Here is a 16,441-nt window from a genome sequence, read left to right as displayed (position 1 = left end):
TGGAACAAGTTTTAGCGATACATTTATTTTTCATATATTCCTTAAGGAAATTTTGTTTTCTCTGCTTAACAGCAGCTTGAGTTCTTTTTAGCTTTCGATCTTTTAATTGATCTAGACTTAGACTTTCTTTCTGAAATTCTTCATATTTTCTATGCAGATAAATATCTTTGTCTTTATAAATCCACTTTGAAAATAGTTGTATTGGTTTTCTTCCGGTTAAAATGACGCGATAATGTTTATTTTGATTTAGTAAATCGGCTGGTAAATTATGATTTTGTAGTACCTGATTTAAAGAATTCATAAAGTTATATGATCCTCCTACAAAGCTTACTGTATAAGTTTCATACTTGACGTAACCATCCCCATCAAAATATCCACGAACAAAATGATGCAAATATTCTTCTGGTACAAAAGGAAATTCGATGTTAAATGATTTACATGGCATAATTCCGTGTATGTTCATAAGGTCGTCTTTTATTGTTTTGCTATTAATATTTAGCATGTATACGCCTGTTTTTTTGTTTTGATAAAGTGGCTGGTTTGTTTTTAGTTCTTTTTTTATATTTTCTAAAATATAACTTTCTTTTTGAGATATACTGACACATTGATTTTCTTTCTGTATAACACCATCTGCTGCTATAAACCCTAAAATATAAGCCATGTTATTTGACCACGTTTTAAAATAATTTTCTGTTATGTCATACTTTCTCTTCCAACTCCCTATAGCGCGCCTTGGAACGTTGCTGTCTGATAAAACCATACGAATATACCTTGCAGATACATTAGCAAGTGTAGCTATTTCTGAAGTACTCTTCCCTTCTGCATATTGCTGCGTTATTTCCGATTTTGATAGTTTACATTTTGAGTTCTTTTTTCTTTCTATTTGCACTTACATCCTCTCCTTCCTTTTAATAATTTGAGACTTATCTTCTTCTATAACATACAACGAAACATATGTTCTTTGTTACGTATAAGAAGGAATTTACTAAATAAAAACAATTTACATGTACTTAATATTTGTCTTAGCTGCTGTGCGATTTGTACTTTATAGATACAAATAATGAATTTGACGGATTTATGAAATACAAGGCATTTTAGATGAAAGGTAAAATAATATAGTTTAAACTACAAATAGCTACAATAACAACATACGTAAATTGTTAATCGTAAAAAGGAGAACGAATGAATAAGAAATATACAAATCAAATTCATACTGATATGAGTTTTAAACCGAAAGATATTATAAGTTTAATGACGGATTACTTTAAAATAAAATCAAAGCTGCGTCCTATAAAGGATTTGCCTATCGTTTTATCAAATAAAGATAATGAATCGTTAGAGAGTGTTACATGGTTTGGCCATTCTGCTTCTCTTTTGAAAATAGAAGGTAAAAAACTATTATTAGACCCTATGTTTGGAGATGCCTCTTCCCCATTTCCTTTGTTTAATAGTAAACGCTATAGTGGTACTTTTTCTTTAGAACGTGATGACCTTCAAGAAATTGATGCGATTATCATTTCTCATAATCACTATGATCATTTGAATTACAAAAGTATTATGCAGTTAAAAGATCGCGCAAAGCACTTTTATGTTCCAACTGGAGTTGCACAATATCTTATTAAATGGGGTGTTTCACCTAGTAAAATTAGTGAGCATAATTGGTGGGACGAAATTACGTTTGATAATATTAAGTTAGTATGTGCGCCTGCAAGGCATTTCTCGGGACGTGGTATGACAGATAGAGATCGTTCATTATGGTGTTCATGGCTTATTCTTGGTCAAGAGACTAAAATTTTCTTTAGTGGTGATAGCGGTTATGCCCCTCACTTTAAGGAAATTGGTGATAAATACGGTCCATTCGATCTTACATTAATGGAATGCGGGCAATATGATTCGAGGTGGTCTGCTATTCATATGTTGCCTGAAGAAACTGTACAAGCTCATATTGATGTTAAAGGAGGATTACTTCTTCCAATTCACTGGGGTGCTTTTACGTTAGCATTACACGAATGGAGTGACCCGATAGAACGTGTTACGAAAGAAGCCAACCGTTTAGGTGTTAAAATTACAACGCCTCAAATTGGCGAATCTATTACGTTGAAATCTACAGACTATCCTAGGTATGCTTGGTGGCGAAAAGTCTAATTATAGTAAAAAGCGAATCTGTCTTATATAGAAGATTCGCTTTTTACTTATTGATTATAATGTATCGTTTACAAACTGATTAAACTTGTCTATTTCTTCAACGAATGGATTATGATTACTTTCTTCAAATTTAGTTAATGCTGCGTTCGGGATTAAATTTGCTATTTCACGAGAAAATATGTAGGGACATTGCGCATCATGCTTACCACAGTATATAAAACTTGGGATTTTTACGAATTTAAGTTTCTGACGAACATCATAATCTTTATATTCAACTTGTCTAAAATAATTTAACCGATTGCCAACTGTCTTTCCGCTATTCGGCAATTTTAATGCCTCTTCAAGCTTTTCTTCAGAATAAAAAGACATAAGTGCCCACTCTCTACTTAATGCTTTTCTTTCTTCTTGTACTATACTATCATCATTTAATGTATTCATAATTGATACGATTCTATTAAATTTTTCATTTTTACTACAGTATATACTATCTTTATGGGATGCATATTCCATACTCGCCGCTGCGCCACCAACAATTATTTTCGTTAAACTTTCTTGTGCTTCAGTCGCATATACAAGAGCTAACATCCCTCCTGTTGAATGACCAGCAAATCCCCACTTATTAATATATAAAGCTTCCCGAATCGCTTCTAAATCTTTAACCGTTTCCGTCATACTAAATTCGGAATCGCTATTTGCTAAATCTGAATTCCCACAACCCTTTAAATTAACTAAATATACGCTATAAAAATCAGTGAATGGGTTTGCAAAAGTATTTCCATTATTGTTATATTCACTATACATATGTGTAACGCATAAAGGCGGCCCTTCTCCCTTCACAAAATACTCAAATTTCCCTCTAGTAGTTTTGATAATATTTGTTTTCCACATATTGAATCTCCTGTCTAAAATTTTTATTTCTATCTGCTTTTAGAAGTGAATTCATAAATAAAAATATTACTTTATTATATTGGATTTCCCACTATCTAAAACTCTATTTGTTGGTACACTGGACATTTCAACCACTGTATTCATACTCTTATCAGTCAGTTCAATGAGTTCGTTTTCATGTTTTATTTTATTTAAATCCCACACCATCCCATGAAATTCATTATGCTGACCACTTACCTGTATAATGCTTTTTGTTTTATTTGAAGGCTGTATTTGAAGATTTGTAAATTGATTCCCACTAATTTCATTTGGCGTAGTTACTTGACTATCCATATAAATCATTTTTACACAGTCTTCTAAAGAAAAGTTCATAAAACGATTGGCATTTATCCAAGCTTGTCCGGTGCTCGGTTTTTTTGCTACTAATTTTAGTCCGGTTTCCATTCCTACAATTTTAATGTTTTCGAAGTTAACAAACGAAATTTCATTTTCTTTTCCAGCAGAGTATAAAGAAATTCCGGTACCTTTATTCGTTTCCGTCCAATTAATAATATTTATATCTTTTATTTGCGTTTTGTTCCAAGTGTTATAATATTTATTTTTACCGTCTAAATAAATAACTTCAGAGTTAAATTTAGGATCGTCAATAGCTATATACGCTCCTTCAATGGATGCGTTTTTCTCTAGTTCTAGAACTCTAAAGTTTCCCTCAACCACAAATTGTGATCCATAACCAAATAATAATTTCACACCTTTTTTAACAGTGATTGGTGACGTGATTTTATACTTTTTATCATCAAGCAATACGGTTTTTATTTTACTAGACGCTGCTTTATTAATAGCAGATTGTATTTTTATTGAATCATTTGCCCCTTTAAAGTCTTCTACATACAAGTTAGTACTTTTAGCTGCATAGTCTTTTTTGTTGTATTGATAAAAAGCAAAAATAATTAAAACTATACCAATGAGTAAAACAATTACTTTCTTCATCGTACTCACCCCATATCGATTAATCTATGCTTTTATATTTAGGTTATTATTATTTTGCTTTGTATTTCAGATTACCATTGCTGCTTTGTCTATGATTGAATTATATTATGTAGGATTTAGTAAACTGTTTGCTATACTAATACATCATTATGTAATCCCTTCCTCTATCCCTAATAAGCTCTTACTGGTGATATAAGATGTACTGCTGCAGATTGCTCTCCTGCTTCAATCAATATCGGTCTCATAGAACCGCCAAAGCTTAAAGTAATCGTTTCTTCTTTTATTGCTCTTAAAGCATCAACCATAAAACGCCCATCGAAAGATATATTTAATTGTTTTTCACCTTGAATCGCATCTATTTGTTGCGTTTCGGATATTTGCCCAATTTGAGAAGCGTTTGAAGAAATTTTAATTGTAGATTCGTTTATGATTTCTAAGTTAACATTGTTATTGGCCCATTCACTTGCTAATAAACTTGATCGGTCTACACCTTGTAATATCTTTTTTCTATCTATGTTAATAATCGTTTTAAAGTCATTTGGAATAAGGTTAGAAATATTAGGATATTTCCCTTCAATTAGTCTTGAATATAATGTAGTTGTTCCGAGCGTAAATATAATATGACTCTCTGAAAGGTAAATATATACGAATTCCGAATTGCTGTTCATTAATTTTAGAAGTTCACTAATGGTTGCGCTTGGTACAATACAATTTACTTTTATATCTGAGGAAAGTCGCGTTTCACGTATCGCTAGTCTATGTGAGTCAGTTGCAGCACAAATTAACTTATTATTAGATAACTCTATATGCACCCCAGTAAGAACAGGTCTAGATTCATTTTTCGCTACCGCAAAGACTGTTTGTTTAAATACTTCAATCAATTGCTCTGTCTCTACTTTGATTTCTGCATGATTGTCTATAAGCGGTACATTCGGAAACTCATCTGCAGGAAATCCATTTAAACTTAATGTGATTTCTTCTGATTGTATCGTAATTAATTGCTCATTCTTACTTTTTATTGCTATATCACTTGGCATTTTCTTTATTATTTCAATGAAATACTTTGCAGGTACAACAATAGTTCCTGCCTTTAAAATAGTTGCAATCTTTTCGTCTTCAATTGAAACAGGAATGAATTTTTCGATAAAAATATTCGAGTTACTTGCAATTAAAGTAATTCCAGATTGATCTGCAGTTATTTTTATACCAGATAATATAGGAATTAAAGATTTTGTTGATATCGCTTTGTTAACTTCTGAAAGTGCTTGAGTAAATTGTTTGTGATTAACGATGAACTCCATGTTTTCCCCACCTTACATGAGATAATATTTTTATGAAGATTGATGAACGATTGTTCCGTTAAAAAAGTACGGTACTGTTTCTTTCCTTTGTAATAAATCTAGTAAATGTTCTGGTATGCGTAAATATGGAGCTGCTATATGTAATTCCATCCAAGTAATCTCTTCGATTTCTTTTGGTCTTGATATATATGTCTCCCCGCCAATTATTTCGCCTAGAAAATTAAAGAAAATTGCATGATGATCTCTTTCCTCGAAAAAGGCTTCGCTGATAGAACAAATCCCTTTTACGTTTATATGTAACCCTGTTTCTTCTTTTACTTCTCGAATTACTGCTTCTTCCAATGTTTCTCCTAATTTAACTGCGCCACCTGGTAATGTATAATAAGAACCATTTTCTCCTTTGTTTTTTACCATTAAGATCTTTTCGTTTGTTTTATCGTATAAAAGTGCATATGTAACATTTACTTTTTTCATATGTACCTCCTCTATTTTTAATAAAAGGAATTTTCTGTCTTCTATTCATTTTACCATTAACTCCTTTTAATATATATAAGTTAGTTAAGTCTTGCCTTTACCAGTATTGGTGGAATTAATAAGAATAGGCTACTGATATAAAAAAAGAACGTACCTTAGGAAGATTATCCAAAGTACGTTCTTGCAGTTTTAGAATAAAAATTGATTCAATTAATACTGAAATTAATAATAACCTCGCCCTTATTGCATGTGTATTCCAAATACTAATGTTAACAAATTCTATATACTTTTTAGCCGTTTTTCTAAATAATAATGATTATGTCCTTTCGGATGATCTTCACTTACTCCGATTACTTTATATCCATGCTTCTTATAAAAATCAGGTGCCTGAAAACTAAAAGTATCTAAATTGATTAACCTGCACTCTTTTTCAATTGCAAACTCTTCAATAAGCTTTATTAACTTGCTTCCGTAACCTTCATGCCTATACTCTTCAGAAACCCATAGAAAGTCAACGTGTATATGGTGCCAAAAAGTTATTGCTGTTACCCCACCTACTATTTCTTCTTTTTCATTTCTTACTATGAAACTAACCTTTTCTGAAGGTGTTTTTTCTTCATCTGCGAGATATTTTTGATTATATTCAATTACTTTCTCTCTTATGTAATCACTATCTTCTTGTACCCACTGCTGTACTATTTTCATTTTAAGTGTCACGCTCCTTTTTACTTATCTATTCAATTTTAAAATGATATTGTCCTGTCTTTAATGAGTTGGTAAAGAAGCAAAGTTAATGGAATAAAAAAGAGCCCTAGTATGAGGACTCTTTTTAAAATTAAGCTACTTTCCGATGTAAATGTTTTAGTTCCTTTTTCTTTTCTACATTTGGTGGACGGATTAATATTGAAATAATGAAGGAAATAACACTTAAAACACCAATTATAATGAAAGTTGGTTGAAATCCTCCAAGTATCGCTCCAATGAATGATCCTGCAAGCGCACCAAATCCGAAACCTTGGTAGACAATCCCGTAATTTGTACTATGGTTTTTTAATCCAAAGAAATCTCCGACAATAGCTGGGAATATAGTTATATTACCGCCGAAGCAAAAGGCGACACTTGCTACACAAGCAAAATAGATCCCGTAATTTAGCGGAATAAAACTTAAAGTAAAGACTGACAAACCTATAATAATAAACGTTGCAGAGACAATTTTCATTCGCCCGATTTTATCTGATAACGTCCCAAGAATGATTCTACCTACTGTATTAAAGATTGCAATCATAGCAACGGCGTTTGCAGCGGTTGCTGCGCTAAGTCCAACAAGTTGTACGCCGATATCTTTTACCATACTGATTAAATACAAACCACCCATACACGAGGTGAATAACATAAAAAATAGCAGATATACTTGTTTCGTTCGCATCATTTCACGCGGAGTATAGTCATTGTGTAATGTTTCAGTTACAGCATTACTTACAATTGCCTCACGTAAGAAGAACGATCCGATTAACACTAAAAGTAACACGATAATACCCCAATATAAGAATGCTTGTGATACACCAAGGTTATCGATAAGATTTCCGTTTATATATCTAAAGATTAAGCTGCCCATTCCATACGCTGATACAGATATACCTGAAATAAGCCCTTTCCGATTTGGAAACCATTTAATTAAATTAGATAGTGATGTAATATAAGCTGTTCCATCCGCATAACCAACAACGACACCAGCTAATAAATATAATAGTGGTAAGGAAGAAACTTGTGAACTAAGTATTAAGCCGAGTCCTAAAACAATTCCTGCAGTAGCAATAAGTTTCCGAAGGCCTAATTTTTTCTGCAACTTGGCTGCAAATAAAGTTGAGAATGATAAAGAAAAACTAGTTATGGAGAAAGTTATCGCTACTGAATTAAGATTCCATCCAAACTTACTTACAAGGGGTTGATTAAATAAACTCCATGTATAAATTGTTCCAAGGCCAATTTGAACAATGATTGTACCTAGAACAATTAGTAACGGATTTATAGAACTTTGTTTCATACTAACTGTCCCCTTCTTTTATCTTGACATGAATTTTCACAGTTAGTATATCCATCATAAATTACAAGATACTGTACGGAAAATGGTAATTAAGTTCATATACACAAAAAGACACTTCATAAAGAAGTGTCTTTTGCAGGTTATATCAGATATTTCTAAAGAAAGCTTTGTTAAGATAAGACATTTTCAAATGCTTATGTATACATGTTATCAAATAATTTCTAAAATGTTATGAGACTTAAGACGTATTTTTCATTCATCATATAGTCGGATGAAAAATTAATATTCGATTTCATCAAAATCTTTCGGCTGCGGTACAGTTTGCATATTAGCTGCATCTTTAGGATCGCTATAAATTGCATTTTGCTCTGTATTTACATCTTTTATATTTTGCTTTTTATTTTTGTTCACTTTATCTTTCATTTTCAATCACTCCTTTTTGTTATAGGAGTAATTATGCCCTATTACCGTTACTAAATGTATCAACGACTAAATTACTAAATTCACGTAAATAATATAAGTAATTATCACCACCGTAGTTATATCTTTTATTATACATTTTTGCAACAACTACATTATATTCAGGTATTACTAAAATAGTAGGTCCAGTAATCCCTAATATTTGATACGACCCTTTTGGAACACGTTCACCAAGTTCGCTTAATTGTGCAGGCTCATTTTGGATGAACCAAAACAATCCATTTTGTGGTAGCTCTTTGTTTATATATGTTGGACTCTGCAAACTCGTAGCGATTTTTATAACTTCTTTTGGAACAATTTGTTCATCATCTATCATACCTTGATTCAAATGAAGATTGCCCCACTGCGCAAATTCTCTAGCTGAGACAAATAAATTTTTTTCAGTACCGTCATCTACCGTACCAATTTCACTAATTGCGTCTTCATTTGGATTATTAACAACGTCAACTAAATTTTCATCTTGCTGAACTCTCCAACCTGTTTCTTGAAAATTAGCAGGTTTAAACACACGCTCCTTTAACAATTCAGGAAAACTTTTGTTATATAGCTGATAAATAAGACGTGTCATCATTCTTACATTAATATCTCTATACGCCCATGATTGTCCCGGTTCAAATTCACGAAAAATTGTCCCGTCATTCGTTTCTTCTAATCCGTGCGAATGTGTTACTAAATGTCTTATCGTCGTTTTACCAAGCAATACAGGATCAAAGTCTTTAAAATATTTTATCGCTTCATCATCGATAGAGTTTATTTTCCCCTCGTAAAGCGCATACGCTATCATTAATCCTAAATAACTTTTTCTAGCAGAAGCAACGTTAAATTGTGAAGATGCTGTTACTCTCTTGGTTGTAGATGTATTTGAGTGATAACCACTATAATGCTCTAGTACGATTTTATTATCTTTTATAATACAAAGTGCTGTAGCAGAACTATGATTTTTTTCTTTTATATTCTCTACCCAAGAAATCAACTTATCATATGTATACAAATAAATCCCCCTTAATACGTTCGAAAATTACAACATGAAAGAAAAGTGCAAAATAGTTTTTACACCTTTCTTTCATATAAAATAACTTGGATTTTCTACACTTAAATAATCCACCAGTTCCAGCAATTAAAGCAACTGAAACATCCTGCGCATCCTATGCATCCGCCGCAACGACCTGCACAACCTCCACATCTACCGCCACATCCACCGCAACGTCCACCACAACCTCCGCATCCGCCGCAACGACGTGCATCGTCTTGAATGTAGTAGTATGGATATTGACTTTGTTGTTGATCCCAATACACAACATTACCAGTTTGATAATCATTAAGGTTTAATGTTTGTAGTTCATGTTGAAACTGATTCATTACGAACCCCTCCATTTATAAATGTAAATTCCGTCCAAATATTAAAGTTAATAAATTCTTGTAAACAAAGTAGAAACAAGACTATAGACTAAATGCGTACATCAACAAAATATGAACTTACACTAGGTGATGTACCTTGTTTTTTAGCCTATTTTCTTTATATTCATTCGATGGACGTATTTACTATAAATAAAGTGATTTAAAAATTACTAATCCAACAATTTAGTAGTTCATCACTTAACTTTCTTTCTAGTAATTCCTTCACTAAAGGCATTGGCATGATTTCATAACGATTTAAAGCTTCTTTATTATAATCTATCCAGTGAAATGCTAAATGAGACTCACTAGATTTCGGTGTTAAGTCCGTATGTAAATCTTGTGACTCTACTTCAAAAATGTGGTTAATTTCATGATGAAGCACTTCTTTATCTTGCCATTGATTTTCTATGACGCCTAAAAATTGTTGTATACTACAGTTTACTCCAAGTTCTTCTCTTAACTCTCTTATTAATGCATTCTCTGCTGATTCTCAGATTTCAATATGGCCACCAGGTAAAAAATAATGTTGGCCAATGTATTCAGCAACTAATAATTTTTCATCTTTTATCATGACTGCTCGTACAATATGATGGAATTTACTTTTCATTTGATATTCCTCCTAGTCATTCAATCTATACTTGTTCAAATTTCACACCTTTACTTCATAATAATTAAACGAATAAACGGTATACTTGCTCACCATCATACTCATGTCCTAATGATTGGAAACCATATCGTTCATATAATTTCTTTGCAGAGAGATTATCTTTATGTACGGTTAATCTTATTTCTTTACACGATTTAAAAGTATTTTTTATTATATCAATACTTTCTTGTAATGCTGCTTTTCCATAACCATTACCTTGCTGCAATTGATCAATAATAAATCCGTTAATCCAATACATATCCGATGTCTCTATTACAACAGCATGCATAACAAAACCAACCATAAGGTCACCATCGTATATAGCGAATGGTATGTACTCTACATTGTCACCATCTGGTTTTATATATACTTTAGCAAGCGAAACTGCTACGGATGGAACAAATTTCAACTGATTTCCTTTCACTTGTAGCTTTAATGCTTCTTCCCAATTTTCTCTCGTAACAACCTTTAACTGGACATTCAATATTGTAAGCTCCCTTATATAGAGGATGTATGTTTATATTCAACGTAGTGAAATAATTCCCTTTTTCGACTACAACTTATAACATGATTTTTATAAAATCTTGAATGAATTTTTGTTCATCTATTTCTAATGCTATATGGGCTCCATCAGATATAGAGCTAGGGCGAAAATCAGCAAATGTTTGTCCTTTCGTATCTCCGTATGTATCTACATTTACTGTACGATGCACAAATTCAAAAAAACTTGGATTTACTAATCCACTTATTGCAACCACATCATGTAGCAAAGGTCCTTCCATAGATGGATTAAGCTTTTGGTATGCGGATAGATAGTAATCATACATTGGTTTCATTATCATATGAAATCGTTAAATCTTTTCCGTGCTTTATAAGAATCGCAGCAATACTACCAAAATTGTATATTGGAATAGATAATACATTTTCCGGAACATGGATGGGCCCTAATCCTTCTGCTCCGTGAATTTCAGGATAGTACGTAGTGATTTCTTCTGTCAGTGGTTTTGTTGCACCACTAATGACAGGAATGTCTTGTCTATTTGCTAACTGTAAAATATACACTGCATTATGTGCAGCATGTATATGTTCAACATTTCCGTATCCAGTTACAATACCTACAATTTCAATTTCAGGATGCAGTAAACCATACATAATGGCAAATGAGTCATCAATACCTGGGTCTCCGAAAAATAATACTTTTTCCAAGAAATACTCTCCCCTCATAAAAACATAGAGTCATCAATAACTATGTATATGAAAAAAGCAAGTATATCTATGCGAATTTTAGAATGGATAATGTTTTACAAAATATTAAAAAGGAACTAGCGTATGCTAATTCCTTTCTTCAGTAACCATTCTCAAATTTAATTAATTATCGTATCCTTCATAAATTCCATCATTTATTAGATTTTGTGTTTTTTTATCATCAGGTACAGGCTTCCACCAGTTTCCTGTAATAAATAACATAGTTAATAAATTATAACTATCGCTAAAATAACTTTCTCTCTTATTCTTCATCCAATCCCAACCGCTATTTACCCACTTTTGATTATTGCTATCCGTTATACTTGCAGCAATAAATGGTGAAACGAATACAGCAGTTGGATAACTCCCAATATTGGATCCGTTTAATTGATAACCATCCACAATTTTAGAAGGATTTCCATTCGTTTTATTTTGAATCCATGAAGAGACTTTATCAGAAATGACTTTACTTCTTTTCTCGCCGTACATCGCATAGTCCATTACAATTCTCAATGGTACCCGACTAGCATTGTAATAATAGGCATTTGTATATTCTGACTCATCTAAGAAGTCTTTAGGTGCGGGTTGTGGTGGGTTTTTTACAACGAAATCTGAAATAAGTCCTGTATTTGGAGAGTACTTATTACTAAATTGCGTATAAACATCGTACAAATTATTAATAACAGTAAGCCAAGTTTTATCACCTGTAAATTCATAAAATGCTCTAAGGTGTGACATCATCCAATCAGATGGTCTCGTATCAAGTGAACTTTTAGAATCCCAATCTCCTAAATTTAGTCGGTTATTATTTGTAACATTACTAGCTTTAATACCTTTTGTAATCATGTCTTGTGCTTCTTTCAAATAATTAACTGTTCCATTAGATCCCCACTGCTTATGAGCAAGAAGAAGAGAATACGCAATATCTAAATCCCCATCAGTAGCAGAATCAAAATGACCTTGTGCTTTTTTACTATCTGCGACAACCCATCCCATTAAATTAGGATTTTGAGAGCTTTTAAAAGTTCTTGCTGTTTTAAATAAACCGTCATAGATTTTTTGAGCATTCGAATCATAACCAGCCATTAATACTGTAATTATCATCCCATACCCTTGACCTTCTGAAGTTCCAAGTGGCTTAAACCCATCCGCATCACCTGTAATCTCTCCTTTTACGTAATAACCACCAGGTAAAGAAGATAAATCATTTTTCAAATATTTCTTTTTCCAATTATCGTAGTAACTTCTTACAGAAGCATTTAAACTTTCCTGTGTAACATGATTCGGTTTTATAACACCTGCATAATTAACTTGCTGGGGAAATGGTTTCATTTCCTTTGCAGCAGCTACTTGTTGATTAACTATGGGAATAGAATTTTGTATTGAATTGTCCGTTATACTTGCTGCGAAACTAGAATTAGAAAAACTAGCTAGTCCGATTCCTACAATAGAAATACATGTGAAAATTTTTCTTTTTCCATTCATTATGTTGTCAGCTCCTTTTAAAATGCTTACTACATAAAATGTAACATACAATATTTAACTGAAATACAAAATATTATATTTATCAACATAAGAAAGAAACTATATAAAAAAGTATCATAAAATCATTATTGAATTACATTATACGGATTGATTATTTGCTAAATTCCTATGTTTTTCTTTTCTTAATACTGGTATATGAGCAATCACAATTCCAAGTATAGTAATTCCTCCGCCAATTATCGAAACTAAGGTTGGCACTTCTCCTAACCATATCCAAGCAATGAAACACGCAGTTATTGGCGTTAAATATAGAGAACTTGTTGCTTCAGAAGCACCAGCACGAGATATAATATAGGCCAATGCTATATACGGAAGTACTGTTGGAAAGACACCCAAATATATAACGCTCAAGTTAACTTCAGGAGGAGCTGCTAGTATTTTTTGATAAACTCCGGGTAAGAACATAAGCATGCATACAGTACTAGACAAAATTGTATATATGGTAAATGGTAAGAAGCCGTATTTTTTTAAGTAAGATGTTTGGAAAACGAAAAATAGACTTTCTGAAATCGCCGCTAATAATATAAATAATCCCCCGCTATTCAATTGAAAAGCGTCGCCTTGGCTAAATGAAATTAAGGCAATTCCTGCAAAACTCATGAAACCACCGATCCAGCCATTTAATTTCATTTTTTCATTCAAAAAAACAGAAGCAAGAATTGCCGTCACTATTGGAGTGACTGAAATTATTAAACTTGCAGATCCAGCATTTACTGTTTTTTCGCCGTAGTTTAATGCGATTTGATAAATAGTAAATCCTAGAGCACCAAATATAAAAATTGCTGGGATATCCTTTAAATCCGGTAGTCGTAGTTTGTATATAAATGAAAATAACAAAAGTATAAATGAGGCGATTAATAAGCGTAGTAAAGTAAGGTGTTCAGGCGTATAAGATTCAAGCCCCATACGAATTGCTGGAAAAGCAGTTCCCCATATAAGAATTGTAAAAGCGTGAGCACATATAATGCGTAAATCCCATTTTTTATTATGCATATTTTCTCTCCTTCCCTAAAAAACCAGCCATTTTTAAATTACCAATTATTTCTTTTCATCATATTTAATAGTTGATACAATGTCTTCAACCAGTTATTTATCGGAAAAACCAACCACTTTGAATTTTTTAAATAAACGAAGGAGTTTTTTATATGACAATCGATAAAAAAGTGCCCAAATATCGGCAGATAATAGACTATATGAAAGAAAAAATTGAAAACGGAGAATGGCCAATTGGAAGTAAAATCCCTAGTCAGCGGCAGTTAGCAAAATTATTTCATGTAAATCGAAGTACTGTAATTACTGCGCTAGATGAACTTATGGCAGATGGTTTAATTCAAGGACAAATCGGAGCAGGAACAATTATAATGAATAATACATGGTCATTATTAGCAACTAATCCTCCGCCCGATTGGAGTGAATATGTAAAAGCCGGTATTCATAAACCAAGTAAGTTAATGGTTCGAGAAATAAATGAAGCAGAAGCAAATAAAAAGCTTATCCATCTTAGTAAAGGTGAACCTGCACCTCATCTTTTTCCGCTCGAAACTATGCAATCTATAATAAAAAAAGTCAGTGAGGAATTAGATTATTTCGGATACGAAGAACAAAAAGGTTTTTATCCGTTACGGGAAGCAATAAGCAAATATGTAAGATCATTTGGAATACATGCATCACCGGGTTCTATATTAATAGTGTCTGGTGCACTCCAAGCATTACAATTAATATCAATTGGTCTTCTACATAGAAAGTCAACTGTTTTACTTGAGCAACCTTCTTACTTATATTCACTTCATGTTTTTCAATCAGCAAATATAAATTTATCCGGTATATCAATGGATCATCACGGTATTTTACCTAACGACTTATTAAAACGAATTAAATATAGTCAAAAGAATAATATTTTATATTCAATCCCTTGTTTTCAAAATCCAAGGGGGGTATTGATGTCCAAAGAGCGAAGAAAAGAAATATTAAAAATATGTAAAAAAGAGCAGTTGCCTATCATCGAGGATGATATATACCGAGAGTTATGGATTGATGAATCACCTCCAGCTCCTTTAAAGTCGATGGATAAACATGGACATGTATTATATATTGGTAGTCTCTCTAAAACACTTAGCCCAGGACTTAGAATTGGATGGATAATCGGACCAGAACCTGTTATTGATAGATTGTCAGATATAAAAATGCAAACAGACTATGGATCGAGTTCTTTATCTCAAAGAGTAGCTGCTGAATGGATAAATGAAGGTTTTTATGAAAAACATGTAGCGAACGTAAGAATGCACCTAAAAGAACGAAGACAAATAATGATACGAGCTTTAAATAAATATTGTGCAGATGTTGCATCGTGGGATATTCCTAGTGGTGGATTTTTTATATGGCTAAAGATTGTACATAACATTCCGATGAAAAAACTATTTTCAGAGGCACTATCAAAAGGAATTCTTTTAAACCCGGGACGTATTTATGAAGAAGAATCAGATCAGTACATTCGTTTATCATATGGATATGCTTCTCCAGAACAAATGACTAACGGGATTAAATTGCTCAGTGAATTAATTCGTAAGTTAACAGCATAAAAAAATCCTCTTTTGTTTTTGGAGGATTTTTTACGTATCTTATTTACCACAATCTCATTTCCTGCCCTAATAAAATAAGCTCTTCATAAGGATCTCCGTCAATATTTAATACTTGAGCAAAAGCAGGTTCTGTTTTTAAACCTTGTTCCTTTAAGCGAATAACTTCTTCCCTTATATGGGGATGCTGCATTAATAACATGTGTTCCACTATCATATGTCTATATGCATTTTGATTACGCACTGGCTTCGGTTGAGCAAATAATTCAAATTCAAAACCTTCGAATTCAAAATTCACCTTTATCGATTCAGTACCTTTAATTTTTTTCTTTTTTATGTTGAACCCTCCATAAGAACCATATAAAGATCTCATTTCCTGCTCAAAAACATCAAAGTTATATACTTCCATTACAATATCTAAGTCAGATTGAGGAGTATCAATTCTTATAGGGATTGTCCCGCAAAGAACGGGATTATATAAAGCTAAATCCTCCATTATGTTTAGGCTATTCAAAACATCATATATTTTTTGTTGCTTGTCATTGCCCGATTGTAAATATGTAATAGATGTAAACATAGAAGTCTCTCCTTCATTTAACATAATAATCATCTCACTAAATTTGAGAAAACATTTAAATCATTGGGTTTTGTTCTAGGAATACCTTTATTTCAATATATTAAGCCGAACTAACTATATTTTTCAACTTTT

16 protein-coding genes and 2 pseudogenes are annotated in these 16,441 nt (G+C 32.3%); 2 read left to right on the top strand and 16 right to left on the bottom strand.

Going from position 1 to position 16,441, the window contains the following annotated elements; translation table 11 throughout:
• On the bottom strand, positions 1-889 hold an 889-nt coding region (locus ACO6VI_RS20080; RefSeq protein WP_422423911.1), incomplete at its 3' end, for an LAGLIDADG family homing endonuclease.
• Between the two features lie 293 nt (positions 890-1,182).
• Between ACO6VI_RS20080 and ACO6VI_RS20075 the strand changes: the two genes are divergently transcribed.
• The gene (locus ACO6VI_RS20075; protein WP_161519865.1) at positions 1,183-2,145 is read left to right on the top strand and encodes an MBL fold metallo-hydrolase; all 963 of its coding nucleotides are present in this window, start codon (positions 1,183-1,185) and stop codon (positions 2,143-2,145) included.
• 54 nt (positions 2,146-2,199) lie between these two features.
• Here the strand turns inward: ACO6VI_RS20075 and ACO6VI_RS20070 are convergent, their stop codons facing one another.
• The 14 genes and pseudogenes from ACO6VI_RS20070 to ACO6VI_RS20005 all read right to left on the bottom strand — a co-directional run bounded on the left by ACO6VI_RS20070 (position 2,200) and on the right by ACO6VI_RS20005 (position 14,149).
• The gene (locus ACO6VI_RS20070; protein WP_000266020.1) at positions 2,200-3,033 is read right to left on the bottom strand and encodes an alpha/beta fold hydrolase; all 834 of its coding nucleotides are present in this window, start codon (positions 3,031-3,033) and stop codon (positions 2,200-2,202) included.
• 66 nt (positions 3,034-3,099) lie between these two features.
• Positions 3,100-4,023, bottom strand: coding sequence for a hypothetical protein (locus ACO6VI_RS20065; RefSeq protein ID WP_153218013.1), 924 nt, complete (start codon positions 4,021-4,023; stop codon positions 3,100-3,102).
• Positions 4,024-4,193: 170 nt separating this feature from the next.
• Complete coding sequence (gene dnaN / locus ACO6VI_RS20060; RefSeq protein WP_161519866.1) at positions 4,194-5,324, bottom strand: DNA polymerase III subunit beta; 1,131 nt, start codon at positions 5,322-5,324, stop codon at positions 4,194-4,196.
• 30 nt (positions 5,325-5,354) lie between these two features.
• Complete coding sequence (locus ACO6VI_RS20055; RefSeq protein ID WP_065483848.1) at positions 5,355-5,798, bottom strand: NUDIX hydrolase; 444 nt, start codon at positions 5,796-5,798, stop codon at positions 5,355-5,357.
• Positions 5,799-6,077: 279 nt separating this feature from the next.
• Positions 6,078-6,503, bottom strand: coding sequence for a GNAT family N-acetyltransferase (locus ACO6VI_RS20050; protein WP_076876064.1), 426 nt, complete (start codon positions 6,501-6,503; stop codon positions 6,078-6,080).
• A gap of 130 nt (positions 6,504-6,633) precedes the next feature.
• Positions 6,634-7,842, bottom strand: coding sequence for an L-lactate MFS transporter (locus tag ACO6VI_RS20045; protein WP_161519867.1), 1,209 nt, complete (start codon positions 7,840-7,842; stop codon positions 6,634-6,636).
• A 279-nt stretch (positions 7,843-8,121) separates the two neighbouring features.
• Complete coding sequence (locus ACO6VI_RS20040; protein ID WP_000653680.1) at positions 8,122-8,265, bottom strand: hypothetical protein; 144 nt, start codon at positions 8,263-8,265, stop codon at positions 8,122-8,124.
• A 31-nt stretch (positions 8,266-8,296) separates the two neighbouring features.
• On the bottom strand, positions 8,297-9,313 hold the full coding sequence (locus tag ACO6VI_RS20035; RefSeq protein ID WP_161519868.1) for a serine hydrolase domain-containing protein: 1,017 nt from the start codon (positions 9,311-9,313) through the stop codon (positions 8,297-8,299).
• A 101-nt stretch (positions 9,314-9,414) separates the two neighbouring features.
• Positions 9,415-9,681 (bottom strand): heterocycloanthracin/sonorensin family bacteriocin, encoded by a 267-nt coding sequence (locus ACO6VI_RS20030; RefSeq protein WP_147801767.1) that lies wholly within the window; start codon positions 9,679-9,681, stop codon positions 9,415-9,417.
• A 199-nt stretch (positions 9,682-9,880) separates the two neighbouring features.
• A pseudogene (locus tag ACO6VI_RS20025) lies at positions 9,881-10,327 on the bottom strand (NUDIX domain-containing protein).
• Between the two features lie 64 nt (positions 10,328-10,391).
• On the bottom strand, positions 10,392-10,850 hold the full coding sequence (locus ACO6VI_RS20020; RefSeq protein ID WP_161519869.1) for a GNAT family N-acetyltransferase: 459 nt from the start codon (positions 10,848-10,850) through the stop codon (positions 10,392-10,394).
• Positions 10,851-10,926: 76 nt separating this feature from the next.
• Positions 10,927-11,572: pseudogene (locus ACO6VI_RS20015) on the bottom strand (nucleoside hydrolase).
• Between the two features lie 162 nt (positions 11,573-11,734).
• Positions 11,735-13,096: a glycosyl hydrolase family 8 gene (locus ACO6VI_RS20010; protein ID WP_422423906.1), complete on the bottom strand. Its 1,362-nt coding sequence runs from the start codon at positions 13,094-13,096 to the stop codon at positions 11,735-11,737.
• 138 nt (positions 13,097-13,234) lie between these two features.
• Positions 13,235-14,149, bottom strand: a complete 915-nt coding sequence (locus ACO6VI_RS20005) for a DMT family transporter (RefSeq protein ID WP_161519871.1) — start codon at positions 14,147-14,149, stop codon at positions 13,235-13,237.
• Positions 14,150-14,301: 152 nt separating this feature from the next.
• Here ACO6VI_RS20005 and ACO6VI_RS20000 point away from each other — a divergent pair, with 152 nt between their 5' ends.
• Complete coding sequence (locus ACO6VI_RS20000; protein ID WP_422423904.1) at positions 14,302-15,735, top strand: PLP-dependent aminotransferase family protein; 1,434 nt, start codon at positions 14,302-14,304, stop codon at positions 15,733-15,735.
• A gap of 43 nt (positions 15,736-15,778) precedes the next feature.
• Here the strand turns inward: ACO6VI_RS20000 and ACO6VI_RS19995 are convergent, their stop codons facing one another.
• Positions 15,779-16,309: a DUF4269 domain-containing protein gene (locus ACO6VI_RS19995; protein ID WP_161519873.1), complete on the bottom strand. Its 531-nt coding sequence runs from the start codon at positions 16,307-16,309 to the stop codon at positions 15,779-15,781.
• Positions 16,310-16,441: the final 132 nt, after the last annotated feature.

The sequence above is a fragment of the Bacillus sp. PSXD-155 genome (assembly GCF_049310765.1).
Classification (GTDB): domain Bacteria; phylum Bacillota; class Bacilli; order Bacillales; family Bacillaceae_G; genus Bacillus_A; species Bacillus_A cereus.
The sequence above is the reverse complement of the archived record's forward strand: the minus strand, read 5'-3'. Positions and strand labels throughout refer to the sequence as shown.

Coding starts and splice junctions, on each gene's coding strand:
- ACO6VI_RS20075 (WP_161519865.1), top strand. CDS start 1,183: ATGAATAAGAAATATACAAATCAAATTCATACTGATATGAGTTTTAAA.
- ACO6VI_RS20070 (WP_000266020.1), bottom strand. CDS start 3,033: ATGTGGAAAACAAATATTATCAAAACTACTAGAGGGAAATTTGAGTAT.
- ACO6VI_RS20065 (WP_153218013.1), bottom strand. CDS start 4,023: ATGAAGAAAGTAATTGTTTTACTCATTGGTATAGTTTTAATTATTTTT.
- dnaN (WP_161519866.1), bottom strand. CDS start 5,324: ATGGAGTTCATCGTTAATCACAAACAATTTACTCAAGCACTTTCAGAA.
- ACO6VI_RS20055 (WP_065483848.1), bottom strand. CDS start 5,798: ATGAAAAAAGTAAATGTTACATATGCACTTTTATACGATAAAACAAAC.
- ACO6VI_RS20050 (WP_076876064.1), bottom strand. CDS start 6,503: ATGAAAATAGTACAGCAGTGGGTACAAGAAGATAGTGATTACATAAGA.
- ACO6VI_RS20045 (WP_161519867.1), bottom strand. CDS start 7,842: ATGAAACAAAGTTCTATAAATCCGTTACTAATTGTTCTAGGTACAATC.
- ACO6VI_RS20040 (WP_000653680.1), bottom strand. CDS start 8,265: ATGAAAGATAAAGTGAACAAAAATAAAAAGCAAAATATAAAAGATGTA.
- ACO6VI_RS20030 (WP_147801767.1), bottom strand. CDS start 9,681: ATGAATCAGTTTCAACATGAACTACAAACATTAAACCTTAATGATTAT.
- ACO6VI_RS20010 (WP_422423906.1), bottom strand. CDS start 13,096: ATGAATGGAAAAAGAAAAATTTTCACATGTATTTCTATTGTAGGAATC.
- ACO6VI_RS20005 (WP_161519871.1), bottom strand. CDS start 14,149: ATGCATAATAAAAAATGGGATTTACGCATTATATGTGCTCACGCTTTT.
- ACO6VI_RS20000 (WP_422423904.1), top strand. CDS start 14,302: ATGACAATCGATAAAAAAGTGCCCAAATATCGGCAGATAATAGACTAT.
- ACO6VI_RS19995 (WP_161519873.1), bottom strand. CDS start 16,309: ATGTTTACATCTATTACATATTTACAATCGGGCAATGACAAGCAACAA.